This is a genomic window from Streptomyces sp. NPDC101191, assembly GCF_044767915.1.
Classification (GTDB): Bacteria; Actinomycetota; Actinomycetes; order Streptomycetales; family Streptomycetaceae; genus Streptomyces.
The window spans coordinates 565,435-580,428 of sequence record NZ_JBIWOU010000005.1; the positions used below are offsets into that span (position 1 = coordinate 565,435).

14 protein-coding genes are annotated in these 14,994 nt (G+C 73.2%); 8 read left to right on the forward strand and 6 right to left on the reverse strand.

All coding sequences use genetic code 11. The features are described from left to right. Positions 1-8: 8 nt before the first annotated feature. Positions 9-1,292 carry an extracellular solute-binding protein gene (locus ACIRQF_RS22420; RefSeq protein ID WP_404094568.1) on the reverse strand — a complete coding sequence of 428 codons (1,284 nt, stop codon included), beginning with the start codon at positions 1,290-1,292 and terminating at the stop codon, positions 9-11. 425 nt (positions 1,293-1,717) lie between these two features. Between ACIRQF_RS22420 and ACIRQF_RS22425 the strand changes: the two genes are divergently transcribed. From ACIRQF_RS22425 to ACIRQF_RS22435, 3 genes are all read left to right on the forward strand, one after another. Continuing rightward, positions 1,718-2,695 carry an ROK family protein gene (locus ACIRQF_RS22425; RefSeq protein ID WP_376632825.1) on the forward strand — a complete coding sequence of 326 codons (978 nt, stop codon included), beginning with the start codon at positions 1,718-1,720 and terminating at the stop codon, positions 2,693-2,695. After that, positions 2,695-3,840 carry an N-acetylglucosamine-6-phosphate deacetylase gene (gene nagA, locus ACIRQF_RS22430; RefSeq protein ID WP_376632823.1) on the forward strand — a complete coding sequence of 382 codons (1,146 nt, stop codon included), beginning with the start codon at positions 2,695-2,697 and terminating at the stop codon, positions 3,838-3,840. The genes ACIRQF_RS22425 and nagA overlap by 1 nt, the downstream gene beginning before the upstream one ends. A gap of 123 nt (positions 3,841-3,963) precedes the next feature. Continuing rightward, on the forward strand, positions 3,964-4,902 hold the full coding sequence (locus ACIRQF_RS22435) for a 1-phosphofructokinase family hexose kinase (RefSeq protein WP_382479434.1): 939 nt from the start codon (positions 3,964-3,966) through the stop codon (positions 4,900-4,902). A gap of 222 nt (positions 4,903-5,124) precedes the next feature. Here ACIRQF_RS22435 and ACIRQF_RS22440 read toward each other — a convergent pair whose 3' ends face one another. Together ACIRQF_RS22440 and cdgB are read right to left on the reverse strand one after the other, a co-directional pair. After that, positions 5,125-6,072 carry a CBM35 domain-containing protein gene (locus tag ACIRQF_RS22440; protein WP_376632821.1) on the reverse strand — a complete coding sequence of 316 codons (948 nt, stop codon included), beginning with the start codon at positions 6,070-6,072 and terminating at the stop codon, positions 5,125-5,127. A gap of 120 nt (positions 6,073-6,192) precedes the next feature. Then, positions 6,193-7,881: a diguanylate cyclase CdgB gene (cdgB, locus tag ACIRQF_RS22445; RefSeq protein ID WP_382479345.1), complete on the reverse strand. Its 1,689-nt coding sequence runs from the start codon at positions 7,879-7,881 to the stop codon at positions 6,193-6,195. Between the two features lie 290 nt (positions 7,882-8,171). Here cdgB and ACIRQF_RS22450 point away from each other — a divergent pair, with 290 nt between their 5' ends. Beyond that, a complete protein-coding gene (locus ACIRQF_RS22450; protein ID WP_389751124.1) occupies positions 8,172-8,747 on the forward strand; it encodes a flavin reductase family protein in 576 nt (191 codons plus the stop codon). 35 nt (positions 8,748-8,782) lie between these two features. Here ACIRQF_RS22450 and arfB read toward each other — a convergent pair whose 3' ends face one another. After that, entirely contained in the window at positions 8,783-9,220 is a 438-nt protein-coding gene (gene arfB, locus ACIRQF_RS22455) for an alternative ribosome rescue aminoacyl-tRNA hydrolase ArfB (RefSeq protein ID WP_376632815.1), read from the reverse strand. A gap of 127 nt (positions 9,221-9,347) precedes the next feature. On the opposite strand from arfB, the gene ACIRQF_RS22460 reads away from it, so the two are divergent. Continuing rightward, positions 9,348-9,923, forward strand: coding sequence for a TerD family protein (locus ACIRQF_RS22460; protein WP_265867343.1), 576 nt, complete (start codon positions 9,348-9,350; stop codon positions 9,921-9,923). A 61-nt stretch (positions 9,924-9,984) separates the two neighbouring features. Beyond that, positions 9,985-10,500, forward strand: coding sequence for a GNAT family N-acetyltransferase (locus ACIRQF_RS22465; protein WP_404094382.1), 516 nt, complete (start codon positions 9,985-9,987; stop codon positions 10,498-10,500). A 196-nt stretch (positions 10,501-10,696) separates the two neighbouring features. Here ACIRQF_RS22465 and ACIRQF_RS22470 read toward each other — a convergent pair whose 3' ends face one another. Then, entirely contained in the window at positions 10,697-12,115 is a 1,419-nt protein-coding gene (locus ACIRQF_RS22470) for a M1 family metallopeptidase (RefSeq protein WP_404094385.1), read from the reverse strand. Positions 12,116-12,255: 140 nt separating this feature from the next. After that, the gene (locus ACIRQF_RS22475) at positions 12,256-12,804 is read right to left on the reverse strand and encodes a heme-binding protein (protein ID WP_376632808.1); all 549 of its coding nucleotides are present in this window, start codon (positions 12,802-12,804) and stop codon (positions 12,256-12,258) included. A 310-nt stretch (positions 12,805-13,114) separates the two neighbouring features. Between ACIRQF_RS22475 and ACIRQF_RS22480 the strand changes: the two genes are divergently transcribed. Together ACIRQF_RS22480 and ACIRQF_RS22485 are read left to right on the forward strand one after the other, a co-directional pair. Next, positions 13,115-14,311, forward strand: a complete 1,197-nt coding sequence (locus ACIRQF_RS22480; RefSeq protein WP_389751119.1) for a sensor histidine kinase — start codon at positions 13,115-13,117, stop codon at positions 14,309-14,311. After that, positions 14,308-14,946 carry a response regulator gene (locus ACIRQF_RS22485; protein ID WP_376632804.1) on the forward strand — a complete coding sequence of 213 codons (639 nt, stop codon included), beginning with the start codon at positions 14,308-14,310 and terminating at the stop codon, positions 14,944-14,946. Before ACIRQF_RS22480 ends, ACIRQF_RS22485 begins: the two co-directional genes overlap by 4 nt. Positions 14,947-14,994 lie beyond the last annotated feature (48 nt).

Consider the following 14,994-nt stretch of genomic DNA (forward strand, 5'->3'; position numbering starts at 1 on the left):
AGACCAACTTATTCCGCGCTCTCCGCCGCCGTCGCCTCCCGGGCGATCCGGCCGAGGATCTCGGAGGGCTTGGCGTCCGGCCGGACCGCCTTGCCGATGTCCTTCTTCACGCGACCGCTGACCTGCGCCCAGGAGGTCTTGCCCACGGGCGGCAGCTGGGAGTCGGGCAGCGCCTCCAGGAACTCGCGGAGGCTCGCGTGCTCGGGTGCGGACTGCATGGCGGCGGAGGCGGTGACGGTGGCGGGCAGCAGGTCGTTGTCGCCGGCGAACTTCAGCACGTTCTCGTCGCTGAAGACGAAGTCGAGGAAGGCGCCGACCTCCTTGCGGTGCCCGTTCTGCTTGAAGCCCATGATCCAGTCGGCGACGCCCATGGTGGCCCTGGCCTTGCCGTCGGCGCCGGGCAGGGCGACCTTGCCGACCTTGATGCCCTTCTTCTCGGCCTCCTGCATCAGGGACGGGTGCCCGTTGAGCATGCCGACCTCTCCGCGGGTGAAGGCGGCGAAGGCCTCCTTGCGGTTGAGCTCGCCCGGGGCGACGGGGCCGGTGAGGCCCTCGGCGACGAGGTTCTTCCGCAGCCAGTCGAGGGTGCGGATGTTCGCCTCGGAGTCGATCCGGTAGCGGCCGGTGTCGTCGGTGTAGCCGCCACCACCGCTGAGCAGCCACATCAGCGTCTCGGCCTGGGCCTCCTCGGGACCGAGCGGCAGCGCGAAGGGGTACGCGACGCCCTTCTTCTTGAGCTTCCCGGCGGCGGCCGCGAGCTCGTCCCAGGTGGTGGGGGGCTCGTCGATGCCGGCCCGGTCGAACAGGCCCCGGTTGAAGAAGAGCAGCCGGGTGGAGGCGACGAAGGGCAGGCCGTACTGGGTGCGCTTGTACTCGCCGGCGTCGACGAGCGGGGCCAGGAAGTTGGCCTGGACCGGTATGGAGAGCATCTCGTCGGCGGAGTAGAGGTCGCCGGCGGCCGCGTAGTCGGCGTAGGCGCCGATCTGGGCGATGTCGGGGGCCTGGCCGGCCTTGACGAGCTCGGCGACCTTGCTGTCGACGTCGTTCCAGGACTCGATCTGGACCTGGACCTTCACGCCGGGGTTCTTCGCCTCGAAGGCCGCGACGAGGCCGGCCCAGTACTTCTTGGTGGAGTCGCCGCCGGTGAGGTCGTAGTCGGCCGCCACCAGCTTCAGGGTGACGTCACCGCCGTCACCGCTCAGCGTGCCGCAGCCGGAGAGGCCGGCGGTCAGACCAAGAGCGGTGGCCGCCGCGGCCAGTCCAAGGAATCGTCGCCGCTGCACAGCCGTAATCCACCCTTTGCTCGTCGTCGAGGTTTTGGTCGGCCGCAAGTTTCTCCCGTCTGCTCACCGGAGGTCTACACCACTCGCATATCGCTTCGGCAACGCATTGGCCTGCGGGGCGGCATCCGGCTCCGCATTTCTGGCAGAACCTTCCGTATTTTCCTGCTGGTCTGGACCAGGCGAGGCCACCCGACCCGCCCCGCGGCCACCCCGTCGGCACCCCCTCCAGGCCCCCGAACCCACCTCCGCCCTACCCCCGCCCCACCCCGGAACCCACCCCGGAACCCGGCCCGGAGTGCGACCCTCGTGCCGGGCGGACGGGTCCCGGTCACCGAGCCGCGGGGCGGGCCGGGCGGGCGTGAATTTGTATCCGACCGCAACAATCCTCCACAGTGGACTAGACCTTTCGGGGGATCTCGCGCCAGACTGTCCCCGTGAGACACGTCATCGCCCTCGATGTGGGCGGCACCGGTATGAAGGCCGCCCTCGTCGGGACGGACGGCACCCTGCTCCACGAGGCCCGGCGGGCCACCGGCCGCGACCGGGGGCCCGAGGCCGTCGTCGAGACGATCCTCGGGTTCGCCGAGGAGCTGCGCGCCCTCGGGCAGGAGCGGTACGGCGAGCCCGCCGCGGCCGCCGGCGTCGCCGTGCCCGGCATCGTCGACGCCGAGAACGGCATCGCCGTCTACGCCGCCAACCTCGGCTGGCGCGACGTCCCGATGCGCGCGCTGCTCAGCGAGCGCCTCGGCGGCATCCCCGTCGCCCTCGGACACGACGTGCGCACCGGCGGCCTCGCCGAGGGCCGGATCGGCGCCGGCAACGGTGCCGACCGCTTCCTCTTCGTGCCGCTCGGCACCGGCATCGCCGGCGCCATCGGCATCGGCTCCGCGATCGAGGCCGGCGCGCACGGCTACGCCGGCGAGATCGGCCACATCGTCGTCCGCCCGGGCGGCACCGCGTGCGGCTGCGGCCAGCGCGGCTGCCTGGAGCGGTACGCCTCCGCCTCCGCCGTCTCCCTCGCCTGGGCCGACGCCTCCGGCGACCCCGAGGCCGACGCCGCCGACTGCGCCAAGGCCGTCGAGTCCGGCGACCCCCGGGCCGCACGCGTCTGGCAGGGGGCGGTCGACGCGCTCGCCGACGGGCTGGTCACCGCGCTCACCCTGCTGGACCCCCGCACGCTCATCATCGGTGGCGGTCTCGCCGAGGCCGGGGAAACCTTGTTCACACCCCTGAGGGCCGCCGTGGAGGAGCGCGTCACGTTCCAGAAGCTGCCCGCCATCGTCCCGGCGGCCCTCGGGGACACCGCCGGATGCCTGGGCGCGGGCCTCCTCGCCTGGGACCTGCTCGCCGACGGGCGGCCGACCGACGAGCAGCCGACCGACCGCCCCACCGACTCGGAGGTATCCGCCTGATGGCCGTTTCCACAGTTCTCACCGGGGCCCGCGTGGTGCTGCCGACCGGGATCGTCGAGAACGGACGAGTGATCGTCGAGAACGGCCGTATCGCCGGCAGCGCGGCGCAGGACGCCCCCGCGCTCGACCTCTCCGGCCACTGGGTCGTGCCCGGCTTCGTCGACATGCACAACCACGGCGGCGGCGGCGCCTCCTTCACCTCCGGCACCGTCGACGAGATCCTCACCGGCGTCCGGACCCACCGGCTGCACGGCACGACCACCGTCGTCGCCTCCTTCGTCACCGGTGACATGGACTTCCTCGCCCGCCGAGCGAGCCTGGTCGCCGAGCTCGCCGAGCAGGGCGACATCGCCGGCATCCACTTCGAGGGCCCGTTCATCTCCCCGTGCCGCAAGGGCGCCCACGACGAGACGCTGCTGCGCGACCCCGACCCGGCGGACGTGCGCAAGCTGGTCGACGCGGCGCGCGGACAGGCCCGCATGGTCACCCTCGCGACCGAGCTGCCCGGGGGCATCGACTCCGTACGGCTGCTCGCCGAGCACGGCGTCATCGCCGCGATCGGGCACACGGACGCGACGTACGAGCAGACACGGGCCGCCATCGACGCGGGCGCCACCGTCGCCACCCACCTCTACAACGCGATGCCCGGCCTCGGGCACCGCGCGCCCGGCCCGATCGCCGCGCTGCTGGAGGACGAGCGGATCACCGTCGAGCTCATCAACGACGGCACCCACCTCCACCCGGCCGCACTGGAGCTGGCGTTCCATCACGCGGGACCGGAGCGGGTCGCCTTCATCACCGACGCGATGGACGCGGCCGGTTTCGGCGACGGGCGCTACATGCTCGGCCCGCTGGAGGTCGAGGTGAAGGACAGCGTGGCGCGGCTCGTCGAGGGCGGCTCGATCGCCGGCTCGACGCTCACCCTCGACCGGGCGTTCAAGCGCGCGGCCACCGTCGACGGACTGCCGGTGGAGTCGATCGTCCAGGCCATCTCCGCCAACCCGGCCAGACTGCTCGGCGTGTACGACCGGGTCGGCTCGCTGGAGCCCGGCAAGGACGCCGATCTCGTCGTCCTCGACGCGGACTTCGAGCTCAAGGGCGTGATGCGCAAGGGCGCCTGGGTGGTTGAGCCGCAAGTGGGCTGATTTCGGCACACGTTGCCGCACGGTGGCGCACGGCGGTTGGTCCCGGGGTCTGGGCCAACCGCCTTCTCTTTGGCATGATCAGGGCGCTGACAGCCGGTGACAGAGAAGACGGGGGTGGGTCCGGTGATCCTCACGGTCACCCTCAACACGGCGCTGGACCTCACGTACCGCGTCCCCGCGCTCGTCCCGCACGCCTCACACCGGGTCACCCAGGTCATCGAACGCCCCGGCGGCAAGGGCCTCAACGTCGCCCGGGTGCTCGGCGCCCTCGGCCACGAGACGGTCGTCACCGGCTTCGCCGGCGGCGCCACCGGCGAGACCCTGCGCACACTGCTCGCCCGGACGACCGCCGGACAGCCGGTCCACGACGCCCTGGTGCCGACCTCGGGCGCCACCCGCCGCACGGTCGCCGTCGTCGACGCCGCGAGCGGCGACACCACCCAGCTCAACGAGCCCGGGCCCGCCATCACCCCCGCCGAGTGGACCGCGTTCACCGGCCGCTTCACCGAACTCCTCGCCGGGGCACGGGCCGTGGCCCTGTGCGGCAGCCTGCCGCCGGGCATCCACGTCGGCGCGTACGCCGAACTCGTCCGGCTCGCCCGCGCCGCCGGCGTCCCCGTCCTCCTGGACACCAGCGGCGAGCCGCTGCGCCGCGGCATCGCCGCCCGCCCCGACCTGGTGAAGCCCAACGCCGAGGAGCTCGCCCAGCTCACCGGCTCCCGCGAGCCCCACCGCGCCACCCGCGACGCCCGCCGCCGCGGCGCCCACGCGGTCGTCACGTCCCTCGGCCCCGACGGCCTCCTCGCGGCCACCCCGGACGGACTCTGGCAGGCCGCCCCGCCCGCCCCCGTGAAGGGCAACCCGACCGGCGCGGGCGACTCCGCCGTCGCCGCGCTCCTCGCCGGACTCGTCGACGGCGCCGACTGGCCCACCCGCCTGGCCCACGCCGTCGCCCTCTCGGCGGCCACGGTGCTCTCCCCGGTCGCCGGCGAGTTCGACGCGACGGCGTACGAGGCCCTGCTCCCCCGCGTCACGGTCCACGAACCGGCCACGGCCGCGTAGGCGCCCGAGCCGCGCCCGACCACGTGAGCGCCCGGCGCGCCCGCGACGGCCCGCGCACGTACTCCCGAACCGCGCCCCCGGCCCCATCGACCCACGCTCGACGCCCTGCAAGCCGCGACGGCCGGAACGCTCACGGCCGTCCCGGGACGCTCCGGGAACGCCGCGGGCCCCGGAGGCGCACGCCTCCGGGGCCCGTCACGGCTCACGGCCGGGGCCGGCGGATCAGCTCCCGGTGCGGATCTCCAGCCAGTCGAAGACCGCGTTGCACTGGTTGCCCTGCTCGCACGACAGCTTGATCGTGTTCATGCCCTGCTTGAGAGTGACCGGCGCCCAGGTGGTCTGCCAGTTCTTCTCCAGGTTCGGGTCCGACGAGCCGATGAAGTTCTTCAGGCCTATCGGGTTGCTGTTGGCCTTGTCGTTGACCGTCAGCGTGGCGTTGCCGTCCGCCGCCGGGATCGCGTAGCGCACGTACAGCCGGTAGCTGCCGGCCTGCGCCACGTCCGCCTGCCAGGTCACCGAGGACCCGATCGCGTTGAACCCGGTCACGTACGCGCCGTCCGCGCCCTCCGCGCCCTTGATGTCCTTGGCGAGGGCCGCCGAGCCGCCCAGCTTCAGCGTCGCCGCGTCCTGCTTCGGCAGCTCCTGCGGGGGCTGCGCGGACTGGCTGGGGTCGGTCGACGGGGACTCGGAGACCTGGGTGGAGGTGCCCGTCGGGGTACCGCCCGAGCCCGCCGAGTCGTTCTCGTCGCCGGTGTTGCTGATCACCGCCGCCGTGATGCCGATCACGACCACCGCGACGACCGCCACGGCGCCGATGAGCAGGCCCCTGGTGTTGGGGCCGCCGCCGCGCTGCGCCGGCGCCGGGGGCACGGGCCGGGTGGGGGCGCCGCCGTTGTAGGTCTCGGGCGCCGCGTACTGGGGGTGCGGCTGGCCGTAGCCCTGCTGGTGCGGGACCTGGCCCTGGGCGGCGTGGCCGCCGTACTGCCGCTCGCCGACCGTGCGGACCTGGTTGTACGAGGTGCGGGGAACGCCCGGCTGCGCCGCCGGACCCGGGTAGCCGTAGCCGCCGCCCTGGGGCGGCTGGGCACCCGCTGCCTGTCCGTCCGCGTACAGGTAGCCGAACGGATCGTCGTCCTCGGGCGTCTTCGCGCCGTCGTTACCGGCAGCCATCCGGGTCACTCCTTCTTGCCTGCTCGCCAGCCGTCGCCGACCGGCCGAGCCTACCTCGAACGGCCCTGCCGACGGTTCGGCGATGTGTGTACGACCGGTGAACGCCCCTGCCCGGTCCGGCTACCCGGCCCGCCGGTGCACCTTGGAACGGGACCGCTTCTCGATGTACATCCGCTGGTCGGCGCTGTTCAGGACCTCTTCGACGGTCATGCCGCACTCGGCCCAGCCGATGCCGAAACTGGCCCCGACGCGCACCGCCCGCCCGTCGACCCGGATCGGCGGGATGATCGCGTTCCGCAGCCGGAGGGCGAGGTCGGCGGCGTCGGCGGCGCCCAGACCGTCGGCGAGGACGACGAACTCGTCACCGCCGAGCCGGGCGACCGTGTCCCCGTCCCGGACGCCCGTGGTGAGGCGGCGGGCCACCTCGATGAGCACGGCGTCGCCGGTGTGGTGCCCGAAGCGGTCGTTGATCGACTTGAAGCCGTCGAGGTCGCAGAAGAGGACCGCGAGGCCCTTCGTGCCGTCGTCGGTCTCGCCCCCGGTGGGGGCCACGATGTGGACGTGGTGGTCGTACGGTCCGGCACCGCCGCCGACCGGCGAGAAGCCGAAGCCGTGCTCCTGCTCGTAGTCGTACGGCGACTCGAAGCCGTCGGCGGGGGCGGCCACCGGGTCCCCCGCGGTGGCGGCGAAGGGGCGCTCGCAGATCCGGGCGGAGAGCCGGGACCGGAGCTCGGCGCTGTTGGGGAGGCCGGTCAGCGCGTCGTGCGAGGCGCGGTGGGCGAGCTGGAGCTCGTGCCGCTTGCGCTCCTCGATGTCCTCGACGTGGGTGAGGAGGAAGCGGGGGCCGTCGGCGGTGTCGGCGACGACGGAATTGCGCAGGGAGACCCAGACGTACGTGCCGTCGCGGCGGCCGAGGCGCAGCTCGGCGCGGCCGCCCTCGGCGGAGGTGCGGAGCAGGGTGCCTATGTCCTCGGGGTGGACGAGGTCGGCGAACGAATAGCGCCGCATCACGGAGGCCGGGCGGCCGAGCAGCCGGCACAGGGCGTCGTTCGTGCGGAGCAGCCGGCCGTGCTGGTCGCCGCCCATCTCGGCGATGGCCATTCCGGACGGCGCGTACTCGAAGGCCTGCCGGAAGGACTCCTCGCTGGCGCGCAGCGCCTGCTGCTCGCGCTCCAGGCGGACCAGGGCGCGCTGCATGTTGGACCGCAGCCGGGCGTTGCTGATCGCGATGGCGGACTGCGAGGCGTACATCTGGAGCGCCTCACGGCCCCAGGGGCCCGGGTGGCGCCCGTTGCGCGGGCGGTCGACGGAGATGACGCCGAGCAGCTCGCGGCCGGAGCCGGACGCGGATCCCCCCGGGCGGCCGGAGCCGAGCCTGGGGGAGTACATCGGCGCGTAGAGGCGGTCGTGGGGGTGCCACTCGTCCTCGAAGCGGGGGGCCGGGCCTTCCGTGTGCCACTGCGGGACGTCGTCCTCGATGAGCACCCAGCCCTCGGTGTGCGGGATGAACCGCAGGTCGCCCCAGGACTCGCCCATGGAAAGGCGGCGGTCCCAGGAGGCGCGGGAGCCGACCCGGCCGGTGATCAGGGCCTCGGCGGCGGGGCTGCCGGCGAAGGCGGCGACGACCAGATCGCCGTCGGGGCGTACGAGATTGACGCAGGCCAGCTCATAGTTGAGCCCCGCGACGATGCCGTCGGCGACGGCCTGCAGGGTGTCCGCCAGGCTGCGGGCGGTGTTGAGGTCCGCCACGACCTGATGCAGCTGCCGCAGGGTCGCAAGACGGACGTACGGCTCCGACTCGGTCTCCATCGCTCGCTCTCCCCGAGACCTCGACAGCTGACTCCTGGGTTCTCATCGGCTTCATCGGCTTCGTGGTGCACTGTCCCCGCCACTGAATCACAGCGAGCTGTGCACCCGGTACACAGGGTCAACAAATACTGCGCTCTGTGACTCAAGTCACAAGCGGTCGCAGGGGTTGACGAACGGCACGTGAACAGCGCGGGACCGGCGGGGGAAGGGGGTCCTAGGACCGGCGGGGGAAGTCCGGCTGGTCCCGGGGCCCGATGCAGGGGGCCCGCCGTCCGGACTAGCGTGCGAGGGTGCTGCAGAAGACCCTCACCCAGCCCGCCGCCCCGCCCACCGCCCACGACCTGGCGATCCCTCATGCTGAGGGAGTGAGCAACGACGAGTTCAAGGCCGCGATGGCCCGTCTGGCGGCGGGCGTCGTCCTGGTGACGGCGCACGACCCGGACGAGGGCCCGCACGGCGAGGACGTCGGCATGACGGCCACCGCCTTCCTCTCGGTCTCGCTGGACCCGCCCCTGGTCCTGGTCAGCCTGCGCAACGACTCCCGCATGGACGACCTGCTCGCCGAGGTGCCCGTGTGGGCGGTCTCGCTGCTCTCCGAGAGCCAGCGGCACATCGCCGGCCGCTTCGCGATGAAGGGCCGCGTCAGCGACCGGCTGCTCTTCGCCGACGTGCCGTACACCCGCGGCCCGCACAGCAACGCGCCCCTGATGGGCGGCGCGCTCGCCACGCTCGAATGCCGCACCGAGAGCCGCGTGGTCGCCGGGGACCACACCCTGGTCGTCGGCCGTGTCCTCGCCACGACCCTCCCCTCCTCGGAGGGCGGCCCGCTCACCTACTTCCGCGGGCGCTACCGCACCCTGGCCTGACGCCCGCACCGGCCCCGGCCCGGGGCCGTGCCCGCTCAGCCCCAGTCGCGGCCCTGGCGGCCGCGCTTGGTGTCGGCACGCTGCTTCTTCTCCCGCAGCCGCCGTTCGTTGATCCCGCGCGGGATCTTCGTCGCGCGCCGCGGCTTCGGCGGCGGGGCGGTCGCCTCGGCGAGCAGGGCTGCCATGCGCACGGCGGCCGTCTCGCGATTGCGCCACTGGGAGCGGTGCTCCGAGGCGCGGACGGTGACGACACCGTTCACCAGGCGCGTGGCCAGGCGTTCCAGGGCGCGCGCCTTCCACACCTCCGGCAGGGCCTCCGTCGCCGCCAGGTCGAAGCGCAGCTCCACCTGCGAGTCGCTGGTGTTGACGTGCTGCCCGCCCGGCCCGGACGACCGCGAGAAACGCCAGTGGAGCTCGGCCTCGGGAAGCGAGACGGAGCCGCGGATGGGATACGGACCGGACATGTCATCCATGTTCCCCGGAGGCCGGTCGATGCGTCACCCTGTTTTCGCCCGGGAACCACCGGGCCTCCGTTCGCGTTCTTCCAGACACGATCACCGGCACGACCACCGCGTGGCACCACGAGGAAAGGGACTTCCCATGGCTGTAAGCCTCTCCAAGGGCGGCAACGTCTCGCTGACCAAGGAGGCTCCGGGCCTCACGGCCGTCACCGTGGGCCTCGGCTGGGACGTCCGTACGACCACGGGCACCGACTTCGACCTCGACGCCTCCGCCATCGGCGTCGACGCCGCGGGCAAGGTCGTCTCCGACGGGCACTTCGTCTTCTTCAACAACAAGTCCACCCCGGACCAGACCATCGTCCACACCGGTGACAACCGCACCGGCGAGGGCGGCGGCGACGACGAGCAGATCAACGTCAACCTGGCGGGCCTCCCGGCCGGCGTCGACAAGATCGTCTTCCCGGTCTCCATCTACGACGCGGTGAACCGCTCGCAGAACTTCGGCCAGGTCCGCAACGCGTACATCCGCATCGTGAACCAGGCCGGCGGCGCCGAGATCGCCCGCTACGACCTGTCGGAGGACGCCGCCGTTGAGACCGCCATGGTCTTCGGCGAGCTCTACCGCAACGGCGCCGAGTGGAAGTTCCGCGCCGTCGGCCAGGGCTACGCCTCCGGCCTGGAGGGCATCGCCCGCGACTTCGGCGTCAACCTCTGACCCGGCCCCGCGCGTGACCCGGAGCCCCGGCGCCCGAGCGCCGGGGCTCTACGCTTGCCCGGTGATCGTCGAACCGCTGACCGCCAAGGACCCCTACGACCTCCCGGGCCCGCTGCTCACCGAACTCACCGGGCTGTACGCCTCGAACGAGGACTTCCAGGAACTCAGCGGCGACTTCCCGGACCCCGGCCGCATCCGGCCCGAGCAGGTCGCCGCCGCGCTCGCCGACGAACTCGCCCAGCCCACCGCCGAGGTGCTGCTCGCCCGCTCCGAAGGGCGTCTGGTCGCGATCGCCGTCACCCTCGCCCGCCACCCCGACCCGGCCGAACCCGATCCCTGGATCGGCCTGTTGATGGTCCACGCCGACGCGCACCGCCAGGGCTTCGGCCGCCGGCTCGCCGCGTACGTCGAGGAGGGCTTCCGCTCCCAGGGGCGTACCGGCCTGCGCCTCGCCGTCCTGGAGAACAACCCCCGCGCCCTCGCCTTCTGGACGTCCCTCGGCTACGAGGAGACGGACCGCCGCCCCGACCTGGCGCACGGCCGCCCCTGCGTCGTCCTGCGCAAGAGCCTGTCGTGACCCGGACCGCGGGCACCGGTTCCTGATCCGGTCCGGTCCGTCCGATCCGGTCCATCCGATCCGGTCCATCCGGTCCGGTCCGTCCGATCCGGTCCATCCGGTCCATCCGGTCCGGTCCGTCCGATCCGGTCCGGTCCGGTCCGTCCGATCCGGTCCGTCCGATCCGGTCCGCCAGGTCCGGATCCGGAGGAGACGCCTAGTCCGTCGGCTTGTCCGGCTTCCCGTCGCCGTACAGCCACACGTCCCACAGCCCGCTCAGGTCCCGGCCCGTCACCGACTCCACGTAGGTCGTGAAGTCCTCGGTGGTGACGTTGGCGTGGCGGTGCTTCGTGGGCCAGCCCTCCAGGATCTCGAAGAAGGTGTCGTCGCCGACCTCCTGGCGGATCCGGTGCAGCACCATCGCGCCCCGCTGGTACACCGGCGCGGCGAACAGGTCCTCCGGGGTACGGGGCGCCGCGGGCGGGAACGCCCATGCCGCGTCGTTCGCGAAGGCCTTCTCGAAGTTCTTCTGCGCCGGGGTGTGCTCGAAGTCCTCGGCGTAGAGCCATTCCCCGTACGTCGCGAAGCCCTCGTTCAGCCAGATGTCCTTCCAGCTCGCGGGCGAGACGGAGTCGCCGTACCACTGGTGGGCCAGTTCGTGGACGAGGGTGTGGGTGTCGAAGGAGGAGGCGGGGAAGACCGGGCGGGTCTGGGTCTCCAGGGCGTAGCCGACGTCGTCGTCGCGTTCGACGACCGCCCCGGACGCGGCGAAGGGGTAAGGGCCGAAGTTCTCCTTCTGCCAGTCCAGGATCTCCGGGATCCGGGCGCGCAGCGCGGCCGTCTCCGCGGCGACCTCCGGGTCGGCGGCGGTGAGGACGGGGATCGTGCCGCCCGCGCCGGCCGTGGACGTCGTGGAACTCGTGTCGTAGCGCCCGATCGCGAGCATCGCGAGATAGCTCGCCATCGGCTCGGCGACGTGCCAGACGGACGTGGTGCGCCCGCCGGGCGCCTGCTTCTCCGCGGTCAGGACGCCGTTGGAGAGGGCCTTCACCCCGGACGGGACGGTGATCGTGATGTCGTAGGCGGCCTTGTCGGACGGGTGGTGGTTGCCGGGGAACCAGGCCATCGAGCCGGTCGGTTCACCGAGCGCCAGGGCGCCGTCGGCGGTCTTCAGCCAGCCCTCCTCGGAGCCGTCCGAGTCGGTGATGGTCTTCGGCAGCCCGCCGTAACTGACGGTCGTGCGGAACTCGGCCCCGTCCTCGATCTCGTCATGCGGGCGCAGGGTCAGCTCGTCGCCCGCCCGGTTGACCGCGGCGGGCGCCCCGTCGACGGTGGCGCCGCGGACGGTGAGGCCGGCCAGGTCCAGGTTGAAGGCGCTGAGGTCCTGGGTGGCCTTCGCGGTGATCTCGGCGCGGCCGTCGAGCCGGCCGGTGGCGGGGTCGTAGGAGAGGGTGAGCGCGTAGTGGCTCACGTCGTAGCCGCCGTTGCCGAGCTTGGGGAACAACGGGTCGCGCAGCCCGGCGGCGCCCGGGGTGCCCCGCACCCCGCCCCCGCTGCCCGAGCCGGTGCAGCCGGCGGCGAGCAGGGCCAAGGCGACGGCCGCGGCTCCGGCGCGGATTCGGCTGCGTGTGTTCACGAACCGATCCTAAACAGGCATGCGCATCCGGGCGTGCGCCCGCCGTACGGGCGTATGCGGGCGTCCGCCCGCGGCCGGGCACGGATCAGCGGCGCCCGGTGGGGGAACCGGGCGCCGCTGACGTGGGTGGGGCCGCGTGATCAGTCGTCGAGGGACGCCACGCCGGCCTGCGCGAACTTCTCGTCGAGGTCGCCGGAGGGGGCGCCCGCCACGCCGATGCCGGCGATGGGGCCGCCGTCGGCGGTCACCGGGGCGCCACCGGCCAGGAAGAGGGTGCCGGGGATGTCCTTCAGGTTCGGCGCCTGGGCGAGGCGGCCGGCGAGGACGGACGTCGGGGCGTTCCAGGACACCGCGGTGTACGCCTTCTTCACGGCCGACTCGTAGGACTGCGGGCCGGCACCGTCGCCGCGCAGGGTGACGAGGGTGTTGCCGTTGCGGTCGACGACGGCGACGGAGACCCGCTGGTTCTCCTTCTCGGCGGCCTTCAGGGTGACCTGCGCGGCCTTCGTCGCGGCCTCGATCGTCAGGTGCGTGGTCTGACGCAGGTTGTCGTGGTCCGCGTCGGCCTTCTTGGCGACGACCGCGGCCGGCGCGGCCTGCGGGGCGGAGGCGTTCGCGGACACGGCGCCGAACGTGCCGGCGGCGAGGACGACGGCGGCGGTGGTGCCGAGGAGGAACTTCTTCTTCATGGCGGGCTCCTGAGGTGAGGGAGGAAGGGAGGCTGTTCCGTTCGCTCTGCCATCGATCCTCGGCCCGGAACAGGGGCCCGGCGGTCCACGTTCCGGCTGCCCTCGCCACGCATCATGGAGGACGGGGACGTCAGCCGATCGGTTGATGCCCGCGTGGTCCCCCTGGGCCAGGATGGATACGTATCCCCAGGTCGGACGGGCAACGACCGGACGTGCACGTGGCACTCCGGACGGGCACGTCGGACGGGCACGCGGCACGCCGGACGTGCACGTGGCCCGCCCGCGGCACGACGGCCGGGGGCCAGGACGCATGACGCCGTACGACGACGCACCACGAAGCAGGTGGACGATGGACCGTGACCCGGACGCACGCTGGCTCGCGCGGGTCATGCACGTCGCCTTCTTCCTCCTCCTCGGCGCCTCCCTCGCCCGCTTCCTGCTGCGCCACCCCTGGGAGGACCGCAGTCCCTGGATCGTCGCGCTGTCCGGCGCGCTCGCCTCCCTCTACCTCCTCGGGCCGGTCCTCGGCACCCGCGCCACACCCCGCCGGATCGCCTGGCTCTGCACGGTCGTCGCCGTGTGGATGGTCCTCGTGGTGCTCGCGCCGAGCTTCGCCTGGTGCGCGGTGCCGCTCTTCTACACCGGCCTGCGCACCCTCCCGCCGCGCGCCGCGCTCGGTCTCGTCGCCCTGCTCACCGTCTTCGTCGTCACCGCCCAGGTGCAGCTCTCGCACGGCGGCTTCGACCCGAACCTGGTCATCGCCCCGCCGGCCGTCGCCGCCATCGCCACCGCCGTCTTCGTCCACGCCGAACGGCAGGCAGACCGGCAGCGGGCGCTCATCGAGGACCTCATCCGCACCCGCCGGGAGCTGGCCGCGACCGAGCGCCGCGAGGGCACCCTCGCCGAGCGGCAGCGCCTGTCCATGGAGATCCACGACACCCTGGCCCAGGGCCTGTCCAGCCAGCAGATGCTGCTGCAGGCCGCCGACCGCACCTGGGACGCCGACCCGTCGACCGCCCGCCGTCACGTGCGCACGGCCGAGTCGATCGCCGAGCGGAACCTCGCCGAGGCCCGCCGCTTCGTCCACGACCTGGCCCCCGCCGACCTCGCCGAGGGCGGCGGCCTGGAGCAGGCACTGCGCGGGCTCGCCACCCGCGAGTCGGCCGCCTTCCGGGTCGACGGGACGGCCGTGCCGCTGCCCGACCGGGTGCAGTCGGCGCTGCTGCGGATCGCTCAGGGCGCCCTCGCCAACGTCCGCGAGCACGCCGGGGCCACCTCGGCCGCCCTCACCCTGACCTACCTCGACGACCAGGTGGTCCTCGACGTCGCCGACGACGGACGCGGCTTCGACCCCGCGGACCGTCCCGCCGACACCGGGGTACGGGGCCACGGACTGCCCGCGATGCAGGTGCGCGCCCGGCAGCTGGGCGGCACCCTGACGATCGAGTCCGCCCCCGGCGAGGGCACCGTGCTCTCGGCCGCGATCCCGCTGGAGGTACGCCCGTGAACGCGCCGGCCCGCGAGCCCGTCCGCATCCTGCTCTGCGACGACCACGCCGTCGTCCGCGCCGGCCTGCTCGCCCTGCTCGGCAGCGCCCCCGACATCGAGGTCGTCGGCGAGGCGGGCAGCGGTGAGGAGGCCGTCGCGATGGCCTCCCACCTGCGACCGGACGTGGTCCTGATGGACCTCCAGCTCGGCACGGGCATCGACGGCGTCGAGGCCACCCGCCGGATCGCGCCGACCGGCGTCCACGTCCTCGTCCTCACCACCTACGACACGGACGCGGACATCACCCGGGCCATCGAGGCGGGGGCCACCGGCTACCTCCTGAAGGCCGAACGGCCCGAGGAACTGTTCGCCGCGATCCACTCCGCCGCCCAGGGCCGCACGACGCTGTCGGCGCCGGTCGCCAGCCGCGTCATGGACCGGATGCGGGGCGCGGCGGCGCCGAGCCTCACCGACCGCGAGCGCGACATCCTCGGGCAGCTCGCGCACGGCCTCGGCAACCGCGAGATCGCCCGCGCCCTGTTCATCAGCGAGGCCACGGTCAAGACCCACCTCGGCCGGATCTACGCGAAGCTCGGCGTCGACACGCGCGCCGGCGCCGTGGCCGTGGCGAAGGAGCAGCGACTGCTGCCGTAGGGCTGCTACTGTGCGTTGCCGTTCAGGCGCACAGTGTCAGGTCCTCGT

Bases quoted from the DNA above. Each gene is read 5' to 3' on its own strand.
- nagA (WP_376632823.1), top strand. From the start codon at position 2,695: ATGGCCGTTTCCACAGTTCTCACCGGGGCCCGCGTGGTGCTGCCGACC.
- ACIRQF_RS22460 (WP_265867343.1), top strand. From the start codon at position 9,348: ATGGCTGTAAGCCTCTCCAAGGGCGGCAACGTCTCGCTGACCAAGGAG.
- ACIRQF_RS22440 (WP_376632821.1), bottom strand. From the start codon at position 6,072: ATGGCTGCCGGTAACGACGGCGCGAAGACGCCCGAGGACGACGATCCG.
- cdgB (WP_382479345.1), bottom strand. From the start codon at position 7,881: ATGGAGACCGAGTCGGAGCCGTACGTCCGTCTTGCGACCCTGCGGCAG.
- ACIRQF_RS22475 (WP_376632808.1), bottom strand. From the start codon at position 12,804: ATGAAGAAGAAGTTCCTCCTCGGCACCACCGCCGCCGTCGTCCTCGCC.
- arfB (WP_376632815.1), bottom strand. From the start codon at position 9,220: ATGGATGACATGTCCGGTCCGTATCCCATCCGCGGCTCCGTCTCGCTT.
- ACIRQF_RS22480 (WP_389751119.1), top strand. From the start codon at position 13,115: ATGACGCCGTACGACGACGCACCACGAAGCAGGTGGACGATGGACCGT.